A 17176-nucleotide genomic window follows, 5' to 3' on the forward strand; every position below is an offset into this window, starting at 1 on the left:
TCTGCGAGTGCAAATGGTTCTGGTTATTTGTTGGCATGTTTTGTAAATTGTTCGGACTTCAGGTTGCTTGAAAAAGAAACTACCTTGCGATCCTCTGCATGGCTGCACTCGCAGCCCTGGATAGTCAAGTAAGGAATTGTTGTGGCCAAGTTATTTAAAAGTTTGATGCGTGGTTCGTTGGGGGAGCAAGTTACATGGGCTGAAGAGTGGGAAAAGGCAAGCCAGGCAAAAGCAGGTCTATTGAAGATCATTGATGCCATGCCAAGCGTGCTGGATATTCTTCGCAACATGCTTGAAAGTGAATTAAAGCGTTTGGGCAAAACGGTCGATATCGACAAAGTCTATGTCAATACGGATCCTGTGTTCCCCGCCAATGAAAAACGGCCTTCGGGCACTCTTTGGGATGTTACTGTTCATTGTCTTGATAACAACATCCGTCCCGCCTACATCGTGGGCGGCGATGGTGTGTTTTTTCTGCCGGACACGTTTAGTGAGCAATTCAAAGTCAATGCTCTGAATACGCTTATTGTCGAAGATCTGATCGCTGCTGTAGCTGCCGGACTGGAAAAAACGTTGCGAACCGAGATCGCAAAGTTCTGGGCGGCGCCAGCGAAAACCATTCGCCCGGACACTGCATCGCTGTCGAACAAGCAGGCTTTCATCGCAGCGTACGCCGTGGTCACGAGTGCAGAGCTGTCCCTGTCGATCATGGCCAACAATTTCGATGCCCGGTTGGGTGAGCGATTCGCCCATCTGCTCGACGCAGACGCCGGTCGCGCAGTGTTCGAAGTGAAGTTGCAACCGGCGCAGGATTACCTTCTGTCGCTCCAGCCCTGTTTCGTTCTGGACAACGCCGAGCGTGCGGGTGCAGAAATGCCGCTGGTCAACGAGTCGACCTCTTACCTCATGCACACGCCGGAAAACGGCTTCGAGTTCTTTGAAAAAAATACCGATTTGCACCGCAAACTTCAGCAGCGATTGTCCTTGGGTAGTGATCAGATCCGATACCCGAAGGCTACGCGAAGTCCTCACGCCTTTTGTGTAGAGACTCATCTCGAAGGCCAGCTTGAAAGCGTGTCATCGTTGTTCAGTGGCCGGGAACAACTGGATAGTCCGCTCACCTCCGTGCTGCAGGAGAATCAAGGCCTGCACGTGCTGCGCTACGGTATCGACACTCGCTTCTATCTGCTTTGGGCTGCGTTGAAACGCACCGACTGGCCGTTTTGGCTCCATGATGCTGATAGCGATATTCAACAGCGATATAACGAGCTTGAAGAGTCCAGGGATCAATACCAGACCGCGTATTCAACCGTCTTCGATGCGTACTTTTCGTTTAAGGGTTATGTGGTGCGTACGTTCGCCGAATGGGCAGACAGGACGCTCGGGGAGCACCTTGATCCAGAAACAATAAGTGTCCATAGCTCGTACACCCTGCAAATTGCCGGACGTACTGTCGAGCAGGAAGACACCCGGACGCTGACGGAATTTATCGTTTTCGGTCTGCATGACAATGGTTATAAAGCCGCGCTGACTATCATCGGCGTTCCCGACGGAAGTCGGCTGACGACGGTGGCGCTCGAGCAGTGGCTGGAGAATCGCAACCTGCGACTGGAATTTACCGGCAGCCATGCCTTCTCGCCCTCGATTGATTACCAGGAGGCCTACCGCAACTACCTCTTCAGCCAGATGGAGTTTGCAGTTTTTGTTGCTCGCCACTCCGGAAAGCTGGACTCCACCGATGCGAATATCATCGCGCGAGCCATGGCCAATGACCATTCGGTGACTATTCAGGGATTGAGAATCAGTGCTCAAGTACCCGCTTTAAAAGATGTCCTGATTATTTCGGCCAGGGAATACGTACCGTCGCTGATGTTGGTCAAAACGCCTCGTGGTGAATTTGAACTGCTGAAATTTTCCGATGTTTACGCGGCGAACCGCTGGCTGGAGTCGGCATTGTCCGCAGATCGTGAATACGCTGCATTGCTGATCCATCCAGACTACCTGCACGAAGCAGGTAAGTTGCTCGGCAGCGATCCCACACAGCTGAACTACCGCTACACGCTCGATGGCCGGCCGGTCGATCTTGGCCTGAATCTCAAGGCACCGTTGGCAGACTATGTAAATGTCGCTTACCCAGCCGAAGTTGCCCTGCACAAGGCCATTGCTCCGGTAAGTTATCGGGCGCTGGGCATCGAAGGCCGCAAGCGTTATTCGCGTCTGACAACCGAGCTAAAGGCACTGTCTACGGTTGATGCACGAGATAATGGTTTTCCGACATTCGAGCAGTTCACTTATGACTCGGTGAAAGCTCAGATAGAAGACATTTTGCGTACTCGTGGGAGCAATGTTTCGGTCAATCCCGACCAGATCATTATTCAAACCGAAGAGTTTCGTAAGAGCGTTACCGACGTTTTGCTTGAGGGACTCGCCTTTGAAGCAGTGCATCCGGCCTACGAAACGAAATTCAGCCCGAAATACTATTTGGTGAATGGCCATCCCGGCATTGAAAAACTGGATATCCGAGACCTGTCCTCACTGTCGAAAACTTTCCGTCCCGGCGACAGATATACCGCCATGCTGAAAGCGCAATATCAGAACAAGGCTCATCCTGATTACGCGTTCAGGCGCGCAGTACACGCGCGAAGAATTCGCTGTGAAATGTACTGCAGTGCTTTTGCCGACTTTACCAATGGCAGACTGTCAGTAGAGTATTTCTCTGCTATCCAGCGGACTATCGATAATCTGAAAGAAAGTGGCGGCTATCAGTCGATTGTGAATCGCGTCGCCGAAGGTGACGTCGGTCTGTATAAATTCAATATCAGTGAGCTGGGTTTGACGGCTGCCTGGGATCGCACGGTTGGCGGCGTTTATATTTTCCGACTGAAGATGTATTCAGGGTTCGTCGATTTGCTCTATACGCCTGACGCGCCGGATCTGGTCAGCTTCCGGCCAATCGCTGAGTTCATTCCTTCGATTCGTTTTCGATACGGCCCGTTCAGGAACTACTACAGCCAGCGGATACTGCTGCTCGACCAAAAGGTGATCAACGACTATTTCGACAATCTGGTCGCAACCGTCGATACCAAACCGGTTATTCGCACGCAGCAGCGTTCGTTATTGCCTGATCTGTTCACTTTCCATGACGAGCGAGTGCGCCGTGTATTGAGCGATATCGACGAACGCACCACCAGCCTCAATGAAATAATCGCCGGTCTTGTTTACGACAACCTGTTGAAGGCCGCGAACATCATAAGCCTGCTGGTGCCTCCCGTGGGCACTGTCGTGGTGGCTGTGCAGATGATGAAAAGCATCTACGACGCTTCGCAGTCGCACCGACGGGGTGATTACTCCGCTGCGCTTGGACATGTACGGGATGTATTGAGCGAACTGCTGACATTGGGTCAGGCTGCGGCGGCGGGCGCACCGGTTAAAGAACTTACTCGTGCGCAACGCTCGTTCCTCAGTTTGTTTGAAGACGCTCGGACAGTCGCGGAACTCGTTACGTATTACACCGGCCATGAAGACCCCACAGATGAACTGATTGGTTTCTTCAAGTCACTGATGGAAGATGCTGACTCGGCATTGAGCAAGACCACGGTTCGTTGAGCCGTTTCGAGCGCGCTTAGTCCGCGGATTTATCTTTCATAACCCATCCGCCAACTCACGGCCCGCGTCGCCGCCAGCAACCGCTGCGCCGCCGGGCCGTTTTCGTCGGCATGGAACAGCGAGGTCGGGCCAACGATGGTCAGCACGGCGGCGACTTGTCCGACAGCATTGAACACCGGTGCGGATAACGCATCCACACCCGGCATCAGCAGGCCATGCACATGATGCAGACCGCGTTCGCGGATCTGTTCGCACAGCGTTACGTAAGTCTTCTCATCCTTCAGCGGATGATCAACAGCGGCGATTTCCTGAACGCGCAATTCATCGGTTTCCCGATGCGGCAGGTAGGCGCTGAAGACCAGTCCGGTCGATGAACTGAGCAGCGGCAGCACTGAACCCAATTGCGTCACCACCGTCACCGCGCGCACTGCAGGTTCGATGTGCACCACCGTTGCGCCCTGATTGCCCCACACCGCCAAAAAGCAGGTTTCGTTGAGTTCATCGCGCAGTTCGGCCAGCGGCAGGGCGGCGACTTTCAGCACGTCCATACTGTTGAGAGCGGCCAGGCCCACGCGCAACGCTTCACGGCCGAGACCGTAATGGTTGGTGGCGGCGTTCTGCTCGGCAAAACCCGAGGCAATCAACGCCTGCAGATAGCGATGCACCTTGCTTGCTGGCATCTGCACATGTTCGGCCAGCCGCGATAGCGAAGTCGACGGCGACAACTCGGCCAAGGCCTTGAGGATGTCGGTGCCGACTTCGGCGGAGCGGACTTTCTGTTTGCCGTTGCTGTCGCTGGTTTTTTCCATGGTGCGGCCGGGTTCCGAAACGAATGGGCGTCTTTATAGCTTGACGCTGGATAGCGAGCAAATTACGTTATGCGTAATCGAATTACGATAATAACAACCCCGGCGTGCCGAAACCTCTGAGCCAGAGCGATGGGCCACTGCCGACTCCCTGTTCAGGAGGCTCCATGAACCTCGATTCAACCGCCCAGGCGCTGGCGTATCAGTCCGGTTTCGGCAACGAATTCAGCTCTGAGGCGTTGCCCGGCGCGCTGCCCGTCGGCCAGAACTCCCCGCAAAAAGCCCCGTACGGCCTCTACACCGAATTGTTTTCCGGCACCGCGTTCACCATGACTCGCAGTGAAGCGCGGCGCACCTGGATGTACCGCATTCAGCCGTCGGCCAATCACCCGGCATTCGTCAAACTGGAGCGGCAATTGGCCGGTGGCCCATTGGGTGAGGTGACGCCCAATCGCCTGCGCTGGAACCCGCTGGAGATCCCGGCCGAGCCGACCGATTTCATCGACGGTCTGGTGAGCATGGTCGCCAACGCTGGTGCGGAAAAGCCGTCCGGCATCAGCATCTACAACTACGTCGCTAACCGTTCGATGGAGCGCGTGTTCTTCAATGCCGACGGCGAACTGCTGCTGGTGCCGCAACTCGGGCGTCTGCGCATCGCCACCGAACTGGGTGTGCTGGAAGTCGCGCCGCTGGAAATCGTTGTGCTGCCGCGCGGCCTGAAATTCCGCGTTGAATTGCTCGACCCACAAGCGCGCGGCTATGTCGCCGAGAACCACGGCGCGCCACTGCGCCTGCCGGATCTGGGGCCGATCGGCAGCAACGGTCTGGCCAATCCGCGCGATTTCCTGACCCCGGTCGCCGCTTACGAGAACCTGCAGCAACCGACCACCCTGGTGCAGAAATTCCTCGGCCAGCTGTGGGCCACCGAACTCAATCACTCGCCGCTCAACGTGGTCGCCTGGCACGGTAACAACGTGCCGTACAAATATGATCTGCGCCGTTTCAACACCATCGGTACGGTGAGTTTCGATCACCCGGATCCGTCGATCTTCACCGTGCTGACCTCGCCGACCAGCGTGCACGGTCTGGCCAACCTCGACTTCGTGATCTTCCCGCCACGCTGGATGGTCGCCGAGAACACCTTCCGGCCACCGTGGTTCCACCGCAATCTGATGAACGAATTCATGGGCCTGATCCAGGGCGAATACGACGCCAAGGCTGAAGGCTTCGTGCCCGGCGGTGCGTCGCTGCACAGTTGCATGAGCGCCCACGGCCCGGATGGCGAGACCTGCACCAAAGCGATCAACGCCGAGCTCAAACCAGCGAAAATCGACAACACCATGGCCTTCATGTTCGAGACCAGCCAAGTGCTGCGCCCAAGCCGTTTCGCCCTCGACTGCCCGCAACTGCAATCCACTTACGACGCTTGCTGGGCCACGCTGCCCGCCACGTTCGACCCGACCCGGAGATAACCATGACTCAGACTTCCATCACCCGCAGTTGGGTCGTTTCGGCCAACGGCCACGCTGATTTCCCCCTGCAGAACCTGCCGCTCGGCGTATTCAGCATCACCGATTCGGCACCGCGCGCTGGCGTGGCGATTGGCGAACACATCTTCGATCTGCAAGTGGCGCTGGAAGCAGGGCTGTTCGACGGTGTTGCACGTAGCGCCGTCGAAGCCATGCACGGCGGCCAGTTGAACGCGTTCTTCGACCTCGGTCGGGAGGCACGTGTGGCTTTGCGCACACGCCTGCTGGAACTGTTCAGTGAAGGCAGCACGCACCGTGGCAACATCGAAGCTCAAGGCGCGAAACTGTTGCCACTGGCCGCCGATTGCCAACTGCACCTGCCGGCACGCATCAGCGATTACACCGACTTCTACGTCGGCATCGAGCACGCGCAGAACGTCGGCAAACTGTTCCGCCCGGATAACCCGCTGCTGCCGAACTACAAGCATGTGCCGATCGGTTATCACGGTCGCGCCTCCACCGTGCGTGCATCCGGCACCGACGTGCGCCGTCCGAAAGGTCAGACGCTGCCGGCCGGTCAGACCGAACCTGTGTTTGGCCCGTGCGCGCGCCTGGACTATGAGCTGGAACTGGGCATCTGGATCGGTCAGGGCAACGAGATGGGCGATTCGATCGCCATCGGTGACGCCGCTGATCACATCGCCGGTTTCTGCCTGCTCAACGACTGGTCGGCCCGCGATATCCAGGCCTGGGAATACCAGCCGCTGGGTCCGTTCCTGTCGAAAAGTTTTATCACCAGCGTCTCGCCATGGGTGGTAACAGCGGAAGCGCTGGAGCCATTCCGTACTGCGCAGCCGAAGCGTCCTGAAGGCGATCCGCAGCCGCTGCCGTACCTGTTCGACAAGCGCGATCAGGACGGCGGTGCCTTCGACATCGAGCTGGAAGTGTTGCTGCTGACCGAAACCATGCGCGAGCAGAACCTGCCGGCCCATCGCCTGACGCTGAGCAACACCCGCTACATGTACTGGACCGTTGCGCAAATGGTCGCGCACCACAGCGTCAACGGTTGCCAGTTGCAGGCCGGCGATCTGTTCGGTTCGGGCACCTTGTCCGGCCCGGAAAACGGTCAGTTCGGCAGCCTGCTGGAAATCACCGAGGGCGGCAAAAAGCCGATCGAACTGGCCTCCGGCGAGGTGCGTAAATTCCTCGAGGACGGTGACGAAATCATTCTGCGCGCTCGCTGCGCCCGTGATGGTTTTGCTTCAATCGGCTTCGGTGAGTGCCGCGGCAAAGTGCTGGCGGCGCGCTGACAGGAGCGGCTTATGGATCTCTATACCTATTACCGTTCGACCTCGTCGTACCGGGTGCGAATTGCGCTGGCGTTGAAGGGCCTCGACTATCAGGCGTTGCCGGTCAATTTGATCGCACCGCCGGGTGGCGAGCATCGGCAAGCGGCGTATCTGGCGATCAATCCACAGGGCCGGGTGCCGGCCTTGCGCACTGATGAGGGCGGTTTGCTGATTCAATCGCCTGCGATCATCGAGTACCTGGAAGAACGTTATCCACAGGTGCCGTTGCTACCTGAAGATCTGCTCGCCCGTGCGCAGGTGCGCGGTGTAGCGGCGGTGATCGGCTGCGACGTGCATCCGCTGCACAACGTCAGTGTGCTCAATCGACTGCGCCAACTGGGGCAGGACGAACCGCAGGTGGTCGAGTGGATCGGTCACTGGATCGGCCAGGGGCTGGCGACGGTGGAGCAGTTGATTGGCGATGAGGGCTTCTGTTTTGGTGAGTGGCCGTGCGTGGCGGATGTGTATCTGATTCCGCAGTTGTATGCGGCGGAGCGGTTCAATGTCAGCCTTGAGGCGTATCCGAAAATTCGTCGGGTCGCCGCACTGGCGGCTGAACATTCAGCATTCATCAAGGCCCATCCTGCCAATCAACCAGACACCCCATAACCCTGTAGGAGTGAGCCTGCTCGCGATGAGGGAGTGTCAGTCACTCATGTTCTGACTGACCCACCGCTATCGCGAGCAGGCTCACTCCTACAAGGGAATATCGCCGTTCACATAATCATAAAAACAAAACAGGTACCTTGCGATGCACAACCAGATTGCCAGCTTCCGCGCGGCACTCGACGCCCGTCCTGTGTCCCCCTATCAGTGGTTGCTCTTGATCCTGCTCGCGCTGTTGCTGGTCACCGACGGCTATGACGCCCAGGTGCTCGGTTACGTGGTGCCCGCGCTGGCGCAGGACTGGGGCCTGGAAAAATCTGCGTTCGGGCCTGTGTTCAGCGCCAATCTGCTCGGTCTCACCCTTGGTTCACTGGCGGTCACGCCGCTGGCTGACCGCTTTGGCGTGCGCCGGATTCTGCTCGCCTGCGTACTGATCTACGCCACGCTGACCGTGCTGATGGTCTTCGCCGACTCGCTCAACACGCTGATGATCGCGCGCTTCATCTGTGGCATCGGCATGGGCGGGGCGATGCCCAGTGCCATGGCGTTGATGTCGGAATACTCGCCACCGCGTTTGCGTACCTTGATGGTGACGCTGGCAGCCTGTGGCTTCTCGTTCGGTGGCGCGGCGGGTGGTTTTGTCGCCGCCGGTTTCATCGACCAGTTCGGCTGGCAGGCGGTGTTTCTCGCCGGTGGCGTCACGCCGTTGCTGCTGTTTCCGTTTCTCTGGTGGATGCTGCCGGAGTCGTTGCCACGTCTGTTGCGTGATTCGCCGCCGTACGCGCGTCTGCGCAAAGTTACTGCGCGCATGCTGCCGGACTGGCAACCGCCGGTGGCGACTGTCGAGCAGAATGAACGTGAGCAGGGCAGCAAACTGACCGTGGTCGAGTTGTTCCGCAATGGCTACGCGCGGCCGACTTTGCTGATCTGGGCGACGTTTTTCGTCAGCCTGATTTTGCTGTATTTCATGATCAGCTGGTTGCCGACGCTGTTGCTGGAAAGCGGCCTGAAACTCAACGAAGCCAATCTGGTGACGTCGATGTTTCTGTTCGCCGGTACTTTGGGCGCGATCTGTATGGCCTGGTTTGCCGACCGCTTGAAGCGCAAGGTTCGTTTGTTGTCCGCAGTGTTGGCAGGGGCGGCGCTGTGCACGATTCTGCTGGGACTCAATCATGACAATCCGCGTTACCTGGTGGCCTGCGTCTTCGCTGCAGGTTTCTGCATCATCGGCGGGCAGCTGACGCTGAATGCGTTTGCCAGCAATTTTTACCCGGCGCATGTGCGTGCAACCGGCACCGGTTGGGCGTTGGGTGTGGGGCGTTTTGGTTCGATTCTCGGGCCGCTGTTTGGCAGCCTGTTGCTGGCGATGCACATTCCGGTGGCGCAGATTTTCTTCTTTTGTGCGATTCCGGCGGTGATCGCCGCGTTGCTGATTATTCAGGTACGTTCGCCCACTGACACAGCGCAATCTCCTGTGGGAGCTAGCCTGCTAGCGAAGAACGATAACGCGGTTTAACTGAGAGACCGAGCCGCCTGCATCGCTAGCAGGCTAGCTCCCACAAGGTATCAGTGGACGACCGAGTTGGGCGGCAGGTGTCCGAGCCGCTCGGTCAGGCGCAGGCGTTGAATCGGGTCATCGCTGAGCATCAGCGCATGCTCCAGATCGAAGCGCTCGGCATTCGGACAGTCGAGCCGCTGATAAAGACTGGCCCGGGCCAGGTAATCAGCGGCTCCGGCGTCACCCAGTTCGAGCACGCGTTCGGCATCGATCAGCGCGGCAATGAAATCATCATGCGTCAGGTACAACTGGCGCAGGTTGCGCGACAGGCGCTGAAGCATTTGCACCGGCGAGGCGGTCAGCAGATGTTCGGCATTCAGCTTCATGTTCGGCCCGTACTGGCGCTGCAACAGTTCGCGACAATCATTGGGGTACAACCGCCGGCCACCGCAGGGATCAAGCAAGTGATCGGCACCGGGCACTCGCAACAGGAAATGCCCGGGGAAGTTGACCCCGACCAGAGGAATCTCCAGACCACGCGCCAGCTCCAGGGCTATAAGTGCCAATGCCAGCGGCTGGCCGCGTCGGGTCTGCAACACTTTGTGCAACAGCGCAGCCTGCGGGCGCAGTGGCAGAAAATCATCCTGTGCAAAACCCAGATCGGTCATGCGGCGTAACAACGGTTGCGCCAGCTCACTCACCGGCAGCATTGGCAAACCGTAACTCACCCGTTGTTGCAGGTCTTTGAATTCCTGCAACAGCGCGTCGGGGTCGACCGCTTTTTCGTGCTCGGCCGCCATCCACAGCGCGGCTTCGAACAGCGCGGGCGGTGAACGGTGCAGGCATTCGAAAAAACGTTGACGCGCACTCATCGAAATCTCCGGGGAATGCCTCGTTTTAGCCCGGTCCGTGTCATTCGTCCAGTGCCTCGCAACACCGGTGTCGGGTTATGCCGCAAAGTCGTTGTCGACGCGGGCGCTTATTCCGGTGCGCTCCAGCAATTTTCGGGCGCAGGCCTATACTGGCGTTCTACAAGAAGTGATTCGGGAGCCCAACGATGTTTGCGCTCATGCAAAGCACTCGCCTGGAATCGCTGCACCTTAGCGTTGACCCGGTCAGCGGGTTGAAGGCGGTCATTGCCATCCATAACAGTCGCCTCGGGCCAGCCTTGGGTGGATGTCGTTATCTTGCCTATCCCAATGACGAATCTGCCGTTGAGGATGCCATTCGCCTCGCTCAGGGCATGAGTTACAAGGCCGCACTGGCGGGGTTGCCGCAAGGCGGTGGCGTTGCGGTGATCGTGCGTCCGGTGCATGTGGAAAACCGTGGCGCGCTGTTCGAAGCCTTTGGCCGCTGCATCGAACAGCTCGACGGTCGCTACATCACCGCTATCGACAGCGGTACCTCGGTGGCGGACATGGATTGCATCGCCCAGCAGACCCAGCATGTCACCAGCACCACGTCGGCCGGTGACCCCGCACCACACGCAGCGATGGGCGTGTTTGCCGGCATTCGGGCAACCGCCATGGCCCGGCTGGGCAGCGACAATCTCGAAGGTTTGCGCATCGCGATTCAGGGCTTGGGCAATGTCGGTTACGCGTTGGCCGAGCAACTTCACGCCGCCGGGGCAGAACTGCTGGTCAGCGACATTGACCACGGCAAAGTGCAACTGGCGATGGAACAACTCAATGCTCACCCGATCGCTAACGACGCGTTACTCAGCACGCCGTGTGACATCCTTGCGCCGTGCGGTCTGGGCGGTGTGCTGAACAGCCACAGCGTTACTCAACTGCGTTGCTCGGCGGTGGCGGGTTCGGCAAACAATCAACTGACGCACCTGGATGTCGCCGATCAACTGGAACGGCGCGGGATTCTGTATGCGCCGGATTATGTGATCAATGCGGGTGGGCTGATTTACGTCTCGCTGAAACACCGTGGCGAGGAATTGCCGACGATTACTGCGCATCTGTCGAAAATCAGTTCTCGGCTGACCGAGGTGTTTGCGCATGCGCAGGCGGAAAAACGTTCGCCGGCGCGGGTGGCGGATGAGTTGGCGGAGAAAGTTTTGTATCGCTGAGTTTCACAGGCATGAAAAAGGCCCTGAGCCATTCGACTCAGGGCCTATTCAATTCGGGCTGGATTACTTCGCAGCCTTCGCCGCTTTGGCTGGCTTCGCCGGCGTTTCAGCCGGTTCCGCTGCTTGCGCATTATCGACCGGTTCCGCCGGTGCATTGAGCAGCTCGGACAGTGCATCCGGCTGGCTCTTGAACGCCCGGGCGAACACATCGCGATTCTTCGCCATGTAGATCCCGGCTTCTTCCACTTGCTGTTCAGTCAGGGACGGAACGGCTTTTTGCAGCACATCGGCCAGATATTCGGCCAGTTCGAGCATTTTGTCATGACGGTCAGCTTCGGCTTTATCCATGAACAAGCGCTCCAGATCTCGGCTGCTGCGGTATACCACTTCGACGGCCATTCACCACCTCACATGCCTTCACATTAAGTTGTCTTGACGACTACTGTATCCATATACAGCGAAAAGGATAAGCGAATCCCTGCGCCATGGGTAGTGGCTTTTCAATGTAGACCGGATTTCGGGTTTGTCAGGGAGACCGTGTCGCTGCATTCGCGAGCAGGCTCGCTCCCACAAAAGCACAGCGGTGCGACCAAACGCCACGGCGCGGGTCTGGCGGCGGTTCGCCATGATGGCGTGGCCTCTTTTCTGCATGAAAACCGTTACGTGCAGAAAACCGTCACGTCCAACACGCATCATCCGCTCGCATTCGAGCTAAGGAACATCATCGTGAAAATCAACTGGGCCGAGAAACTGCGGCAAAACGTGCATCAACTGGCCGAGTCCCTGGGCAACCTGTTCGTCGAGACCTTCCACTATCTGGCGCTGTTCGCCATCGGTGCGGTGACGGCGTGGGCGGCGGTGATGGAGTTTCTCGGGATGCTCGAGGAAGGCCACATCAAGATCGATGACATTCTGCTGCTGTTCATCTATCTCGAACTGGGCGCGATGGTCGGGATTTATTTCAAGACCAACCACATGCCGGTGCGCTTTCTGATTTATGTGGCGATCACCGCGCTGACCCGTCTGCTGATCTCCAATGTCTCGCACCACAACCCGCCGGACATGGGCATCATCTACCTGTGCGGCGGGATTCTGCTGTTGGCCTTCTCGATTCTGGTGGTGCGTTACGCCTCGTCACAATTTCCTTCGGTGAAGATCGAGAAACCACAGCGCAAACTTGGCGCCGGTTCCAGCGAGCATCCTGAAGTCGAGAAGGGCGAGCTTTAAAGCCCGGCCGCCGGTCGGGGCTGGCTGCTGACGAGGGGCGGTGGCGGGGTCAGCCCGTCGCCACCGGTCATCGCTTCGAGGATCGCCATAGCGCTGTGGCCCTGTTCGATGGCGATGCCGAACTGGATGCTTTGCACCAGTCGCTTGAGACGCGCGGGGTCGTTGCGCTGTTCGGCACTGATCATGCGTTTGGCCACGATCCGGCCGCTGTTGGACAGGGTCAGCATGATGCTGCCGTCCAGGCCCTGAATGCTCAGGTTGATCTGATAGTCCGGCGCGAAGGCATCGGTAATGATCTGAAAAGGATTGTCCATGATGCGTCACCGCCTGATTGAACGTGCAGTTGTTGACCGGCCGTGATCGGGTTGGTTCGCCAAACCGGATCATCGGCCATTCCGTGGCCTGTATCGTTGCTTCGTGTAGGAGATGCCGCAGGCTGCGATCTTTTGCTCATCGCTGTTTTGATTTCGATCATGAAGAGCAAAAGATCGCCGCCTTCGGCCGCTCGAACAGAGCTATAGCAAGGGCTGTGCCGGGAAAATTGTCGAACAATGAACACGGGCATAAAAAAGGCGAGCCACACGGCTCGCCTTTTTTAATGGCCCGTTTTCAGGGCAGAACCAAGTAGATGATCGCTGACAGTGCAATCAGACCGATCAACACTACAAATACGTTGGACGCTTGCCCCGAATACTGGCGCAAGGCTGGCACGCGGCGGATGGCGTACATGGGCATCAAGAACAGCAGACAGGCAATCACGGGCCCACCGAAAGCCTCGATCATCCCGAGGATGCTCGGGTTGAAAGTCGCCACGGCCCAGCAACTGAGGATCATGAACACGGCGGTCGCGCGGTTCCGCCAGCTCGCCGACATCACCCGGCCACGGCTGCGCAGGGTTTTCACGATCATGCCCTGAAAGCCTTCGCTGGCACCGATGTAGTGGCCGAGGAAGGATTTGGTGATTGCCACCAGCGCAATCAGCGGCGCGGCGTAAGCGATCACTGGCGTCTGGAAGTGGTTGGCCAGGTACGACAGGATCGAAATGTTCTGTGCCTTGGCGGCTGCCAGATCCGCCGGCGACAACGCCAGCACGCAACTGAAGCAGAAGAACATCACCGTCACCACCATCATGCCGTGGGCCATGGCGAGGATGCCGCTGCTTTTGCGTTCGGCCTGCTCGCCGTAACGTTGTTTTTGATCAACGGCGAACGCGGAGATGATCGGCGAATGATTGAACGAGAACACCATCACCGGAATCGCCAGCCACAGCGTCTTGAGAAAATCAGACATCGGCATGGCGTCTTTGGCGCTGGCGAAGAACGCGCCGTTCCAGTTTGGAATCAGGCTGAGCGCGAGCAGCAGCAACGCGGCAACAAACGGATAAACCAGCACGCTCATGGCTTTGACGATCACGCTCTGACCACAGCGAACTATCGCCATCAAAGCGAGAATCAGGCCCAGCGAAAGGATCGCCCGTGGCGGCGGGGCGATGTGCAATTGATGTTCGAGAAAACTGCTCAAGGTGTTGGTCAGCGCCACGCTGTACACCAGCAGGATCGGGAAAATTGCGAAGAAATACAGCAGCGTGATCAGCTTGCCGGCACCGATGCCGAAGTGTTCTTCGACCACTTCGGTGATGTCCCCGGAGCGACCGGACAAGACAAAACGACACAGACCACGGTGGGCAAAAAACGTCATCGGGAAGGCCAGCACAGCCAGAATCAACAATGGCCAGAAACCGCCGACACCAGCGTTGATCGGCAGAAACAAAGTCCCGGCGCCGATGGCGGTGCCGTACAGTCCAAGCATCCAGGTGGTGTCGAATTTGTTCCAGCCCTTGTGGGCTGTTTCTGTATTGCGTGTGCGGTCTACAGCGGGATTATCGGCAGCAGGTGTACGTACGTCGGTCATCGGTATCGCCTCGTTATTATTTTTGCTCGGGCTCACGGTTGGCAGACCGTCGGGTGCGGTCTGCCGGGGCGGTCAGGGAATGCGCCTCAGCATTCCACCCAGCTCACGGCCAGGCCGCCCCGTGAAGTCTCTTTGTATTTGTCGTGCATGTCGGCGCCGGTGTCGCGCATGGTGCGGATCACCCGGTCAAGGGAAATGAAGTGTTTGCCGTCGCCGCGCAAAGCCATTTGCGTGGCGTTGATCGCTTTCACGGCGGCGATGGCATTGCGCTCGATGCACGGCACTTGCACGAGGCCACCGACCGGATCGCAGGTCAGGCCGAGGTTGTGTTCCAGGCCGATTTCGGCGGCGTTCTCCAGTTGTTCCGGAGTGGCACCGAGCACGTCGGCCAAGCCAGCAGCGGCCATCGCACAGGCCGAACCGACTTCGCCCTGGCAGCCGACTTCGGCGCCGGAGATCGAAGCATTTTTCTTACACAAAATGCCGACAGCAGCCGCGCCCAGAAAGAAAGCGACGACATCATCGTCAGACGCGTCCGGATTGAATTTCATGTAGTAGTGCAGAACGGCCGGGATGATTCCGGCTGCACCGTTGGTCGGCGCGGTGACCATGCGCCCGCCGGCGGCGTTCTCTTCGTTGACGGCGAGGGCGAACAGGTTGACCCATTCCATTGCCGATAGCGTCGAACTGATCACGTTCGGCTTGCCTATCTCCAGCAGGCTGCGATGCAGTTTCGCTGCACGACGCGGCACATTCAGACCACCGGGCAGGATGCCTTCGTGGCGCAGGCCTTGTTCGACGCACTCGCGCATCACCGACCAGATATGCAGCAGGCCTTGGCGGATTTCGGCGTCGGTACGCCAGGCGCGCTCGTTGGCCATCATCAGTTCGGACACGCGCAGGTTGTGCTGTTTGCACAGTGACAACAGTTCGGCGGCGCTGGAGAAATCGTACGGCAACACCACGTCACCGGCCGGCGCCACACCGGACTCGGCTTCCGCTGCTTCAATGATGAAACCGCCGCCAACCGAGTAGTACGTCTGCTCGAACAGCTCGGCAGTTTCGCCAAAGGCTGTCAGCGACATGGCGTTGGGGTGGTAGGGCAGGCTCTCGTCGAGCAACAGGAGATCACGCTGCCAGTCGAAGGCAATTTCTCTTTGCCCGGCGAGGGACAGTTGGCCTGTCTCGCGCAGTTGCTGGATGCGTGGATCGATGGTCGCCGGATCGATGCTGTCCGGCCATTCGCCCATCAGGCCCATGACCGTGGCGCGGTCGGTGGCGTGACCGACACCCGTGGCCGACAGCGAACCGTATAAACGGATTTCCACGCGGCGCACATCGTTCAACAAATGTTGATCGATCAGCGCTTGAGCGAAGGTCGCTGCTGCGCGCATCGGGCCGACGGTGTGGGAGCTGGACGGGCCGATGCCGACTTTGAATAGATCGAAAACACTGATAGCCATGCTAAACCCTTACAAGCAATGGAGTAGGAATCGCTGCCATTTTTTGTAGGACAAGCGCAATGTCGGCGATACTGCCTACCTCGGTCCTACGTGACTAACGAAACTTCCTAAGTAAGCCTTTAGCAGGACTAAACGATGAGTCGTCAATTGCATGCCCAGACCTATGTCTGGCTTCAGGTGTTTTCCTGTGCCGCGCGGCATCTGTCGTTTACCCGCTGTGCCGAAGAACTGCACATCACCCCGGGGGCGGTCAGCCAGCAGATTCGCCAACTGGAAGAACGCCTCGGCTTTCGCCTGTTTCATCGTCGCGCGCGCGGTGTGGAATTGAGTGCAGAGGGGCAGCGGTTGGCGATTACCGTCAATGAGGCATATGGCAGCATCGATGCGGAATTGCGACGGCTTGATGCCGGAATGATCAGCGGGATTCTGCGCCTGCGCTCGATTCCGTCATTCCTCAGCAAGTGGCTGACGCCGCGTTTGCCGCGCCTGCAACAGCGCTATCCGGATATTCAGCTGCGGCTCGTCGCCGAGGACAGCAGCGTGCCGTTGCACGAGGGTGACTTTGATCTGGCGATTGATCTGAACGACGGCAGTTACCCTGGATTGTTATCCACAGCCTTGCTCGACGAGCAGATTTTTCCCGTGTGTGCACCGAGCCTGTTGCGTGGTCGTCCGCCATTGCATGGGCCAGCGGATCTGGTGCATTTCCCGTTGCTGCATGACATTACTGCCTGGCGTGGCAGTTATGAATACGCGGAGTGGGAGTTCTATTTGAACGCGATCGGCTTTGAAGGCGCCGACGTACGGCGCGGGCACACGTTCAATCGCAATCACCTGACCATTGAAGCGGCGATTGCCGGTATGGGCGTGGCGATTGCCCGACGGACATTGCTTAACGATGAACTGGAGCGAGGCACATTGATTGTGCCGTTTGGCCTGTCGGTACCGAATCACAAACGCTACGTGTTGCTGTACGCGCCAGGGGCGTTGAGCCATCCGGGCGTACGTGCGGTGCATGATTGGCTGGTCGAAGAGGCGGGGATTTTTCGCAGTCTGCACCCGTTGAACGACGGGCAATTGTGAGTAAATTTTGCCGGGTTGCGAGGCGACCCAACTCCCGACCTTACCAGTGCTTTGCTCGGTTGTCCGGCTTTTTTTGCGAAT

At 58.2% G+C, this 17176-nt stretch carries 13 protein-coding genes and 1 pseudogene; 8 read left to right on the forward strand and 6 right to left on the reverse strand.

Going from position 1 to position 17176, the window contains the following annotated elements; translation table 11 throughout:
- Positions 1-141 precede the first annotated feature (141 nt).
- Positions 142-3606 carry a dermonecrotic toxin domain-containing protein gene (locus AC5SEM_RS01235; protein ID WP_495471995.1) on the forward strand — a complete coding sequence of 1155 codons (3465 nt, stop codon included), beginning with the start codon at positions 142-144 and terminating at the stop codon, positions 3604-3606.
- A 29-nt stretch (positions 3607-3635) separates the two neighbouring features.
- Here AC5SEM_RS01235 and AC5SEM_RS01240 read toward each other — a convergent pair whose 3' ends face one another.
- The gene (locus tag AC5SEM_RS01240; RefSeq protein WP_495471996.1) at positions 3636-4415 is read right to left on the reverse strand and encodes an IclR family transcriptional regulator; all 780 of its coding nucleotides are present in this window, start codon (positions 4413-4415) and stop codon (positions 3636-3638) included.
- A 164-nt stretch (positions 4416-4579) separates the two neighbouring features.
- Here AC5SEM_RS01240 and hmgA point away from each other — a divergent pair, with 164 nt between their 5' ends.
- The 4 genes from hmgA to AC5SEM_RS01260 all read left to right on the forward strand — a co-directional run bounded on the left by hmgA (position 4580) and on the right by AC5SEM_RS01260 (position 9352).
- A complete protein-coding gene (gene hmgA / locus AC5SEM_RS01245; protein ID WP_095112653.1) occupies positions 4580-5884 on the forward strand; it encodes a homogentisate 1,2-dioxygenase in 1305 nt (434 codons plus the stop codon).
- Positions 5885-5886: 2 nt separating this feature from the next.
- The gene (fahA, locus tag AC5SEM_RS01250; RefSeq protein ID WP_495471997.1) at positions 5887-7191 is read left to right on the forward strand and encodes a fumarylacetoacetase; all 1305 of its coding nucleotides are present in this window, start codon (positions 5887-5889) and stop codon (positions 7189-7191) included.
- Positions 7192-7203: 12 nt separating this feature from the next.
- Positions 7204-7839 (forward strand): maleylacetoacetate isomerase, encoded by a 636-nt coding sequence (gene maiA, locus AC5SEM_RS01255; RefSeq protein WP_495471998.1) that lies wholly within the window; start codon positions 7204-7206, stop codon positions 7837-7839.
- Between the two features lie 142 nt (positions 7840-7981).
- Positions 7982-9352 (forward strand): MFS transporter, encoded by a 1371-nt coding sequence (locus tag AC5SEM_RS01260; protein WP_495471999.1) that lies wholly within the window; start codon positions 7982-7984, stop codon positions 9350-9352.
- 50 nt (positions 9353-9402) lie between these two features.
- Here AC5SEM_RS01260 and AC5SEM_RS01265 read toward each other — a convergent pair whose 3' ends face one another.
- Complete coding sequence (locus AC5SEM_RS01265) at positions 9403-10206, reverse strand: SirB1 family protein (RefSeq protein WP_077571181.1); 804 nt, start codon at positions 10204-10206, stop codon at positions 9403-9405.
- A 185-nt stretch (positions 10207-10391) separates the two neighbouring features.
- On the opposite strand from AC5SEM_RS01265, the gene AC5SEM_RS01270 reads away from it, so the two are divergent.
- Positions 10392-11411 (forward strand): Leu/Phe/Val dehydrogenase, encoded by a 1020-nt coding sequence (locus tag AC5SEM_RS01270; RefSeq protein ID WP_495472000.1) that lies wholly within the window; start codon positions 10392-10394, stop codon positions 11409-11411.
- Between the two features lie 144 nt (positions 11412-11555).
- Here AC5SEM_RS01270 and AC5SEM_RS01275 read toward each other — a convergent pair.
- Positions 11556-11810, reverse strand: a pseudogene (locus tag AC5SEM_RS01275) (YebG family protein); the annotation flags it as partial.
- A gap of 327 nt (positions 11811-12137) precedes the next feature.
- Here AC5SEM_RS01275 and AC5SEM_RS01280 point away from each other — a divergent pair.
- Positions 12138-12638 carry a phosphate-starvation-inducible protein PsiE gene (locus AC5SEM_RS01280; RefSeq protein WP_026000737.1) on the forward strand — a complete coding sequence of 167 codons (501 nt, stop codon included), beginning with the start codon at positions 12138-12140 and terminating at the stop codon, positions 12636-12638.
- Here AC5SEM_RS01280 and AC5SEM_RS01285 read toward each other — a convergent pair.
- From AC5SEM_RS01285 to AC5SEM_RS01295, 3 genes are all read right to left on the reverse strand, one after another.
- A complete protein-coding gene (locus AC5SEM_RS01285; RefSeq protein ID WP_212622950.1) occupies positions 12635-12952 on the reverse strand; it encodes a DUF3509 domain-containing protein in 318 nt (105 codons plus the stop codon). The two genes, AC5SEM_RS01280 and AC5SEM_RS01285, sit on opposite strands and share 4 nt — an antisense overlap.
- 295 nt (positions 12953-13247) lie before the next feature.
- Positions 13248-14549 carry a serine/threonine transporter gene (locus AC5SEM_RS01290; protein ID WP_495472001.1) on the reverse strand — a complete coding sequence of 434 codons (1302 nt, stop codon included), beginning with the start codon at positions 14547-14549 and terminating at the stop codon, positions 13248-13250.
- Between the two features lie 86 nt (positions 14550-14635).
- Positions 14636-16012 (reverse strand): L-serine ammonia-lyase, encoded by a 1377-nt coding sequence (locus AC5SEM_RS01295; RefSeq protein ID WP_495472002.1) that lies wholly within the window; start codon positions 16010-16012, stop codon positions 14636-14638.
- A 135-nt stretch (positions 16013-16147) separates the two neighbouring features.
- Here AC5SEM_RS01295 and AC5SEM_RS01300 point away from each other — a divergent pair, with 135 nt between their 5' ends.
- Positions 16148-17095: a LysR substrate-binding domain-containing protein gene (locus AC5SEM_RS01300; protein WP_160055961.1), complete on the forward strand. Its 948-nt coding sequence runs from the start codon at positions 16148-16150 to the stop codon at positions 17093-17095.
- Positions 17096-17176 lie beyond the last annotated feature (81 nt).

Source organism: Pseudomonas sp. CH61, from assembly GCF_059429415.1.